We start from the raw sequence: 687 nt of genomic DNA, 5'->3' as shown, positions 1-687 counted from the left end.
AGTGTCCTTCGCGACGGCCCGGCCCCCGTCCAGGAGGCCCGCCACCGACGGCGCGGGCGTGATGAGCGTGACCGGGTCGCCGCCCAGGACGCGCACGACGCCGCCGCGTCGCAGGATCCGGGTCCGGCGGTCGAGCAGCACGTGCGGCCGGTCGGTGGCGGGCGGGGTGGGTGCGGCGGGCGGGGCAGGTGAGGGCGCACGGTGTCCGGCTGGTCTCATCGGAGCATCCCGTCGTCGCCCGGGCGCCACCCGTCGAGGCGCGCGCGGGCGTCGGCCACCAGCGAACCCCACAGCCGCTCGCCGTCCGCGGCCGTGGCGGTGGTGGGATCCCCCAGGACACCGGACGGGCTCACGGCGGCGACCCCGCCGTCGCGCATGGCGGGGAGGATCTGTGGCAGCGGCCGGACGCAGCCGCGGGCCGCGAGATCGACGCGCACTAGGTCCGGGTGCAGGTGCAGTATGAGCGAGGTCTCGGCGTGCCCGGCGTGGGTGTCGCGGGCGTCCTCGGCGGTGCGGCAGGACAGCCAGGCGGCGTCGCGGCCCTCGCTGCGCAGCCGCGGGACCGCGCGGCGGAGGGCGTCGACGTTGCCGCCGTGACCGTTGACCACGAGCAGTCGGTCCGCCCACGAGGACACGGACCTGCCCAGCTCGAGGAGCACCTCGGCGAGCGCCCCGGTCCCGATGGAG

At 77.6% G+C, this 687-nt stretch carries 1 protein-coding gene and 1 pseudogene; both read right to left on the bottom strand.

The features are described 5' to 3' along the window. A pseudogene (locus HMPREF3086_RS18405) lies at nt 1–219 on the bottom strand (hypothetical protein); the annotation flags it as partial. After that, nucleotides 216–687: mycofactocin biosynthesis peptidyl-dipeptidase MftE (gene mftE, locus HMPREF3086_RS04535; protein ID WP_070720397.1), on the bottom strand; the 472-nt coding region annotated here is incomplete at its 5' end. The gene mftE and the pseudogene HMPREF3086_RS18405, both read right to left, overlap by 4 nt.

Source organism: Dietzia sp. HMSC21D01, from assembly GCF_001815995.1.
In the GTDB taxonomy this organism is placed as follows: domain Bacteria; phylum Actinomycetota; class Actinomycetes; order Mycobacteriales; family Mycobacteriaceae; genus Dietzia; species Dietzia cinnamea.
The sequence above is the reverse complement of the archived record's forward strand: the minus strand, read 5'-3'. Positions and strand labels throughout refer to the sequence as shown.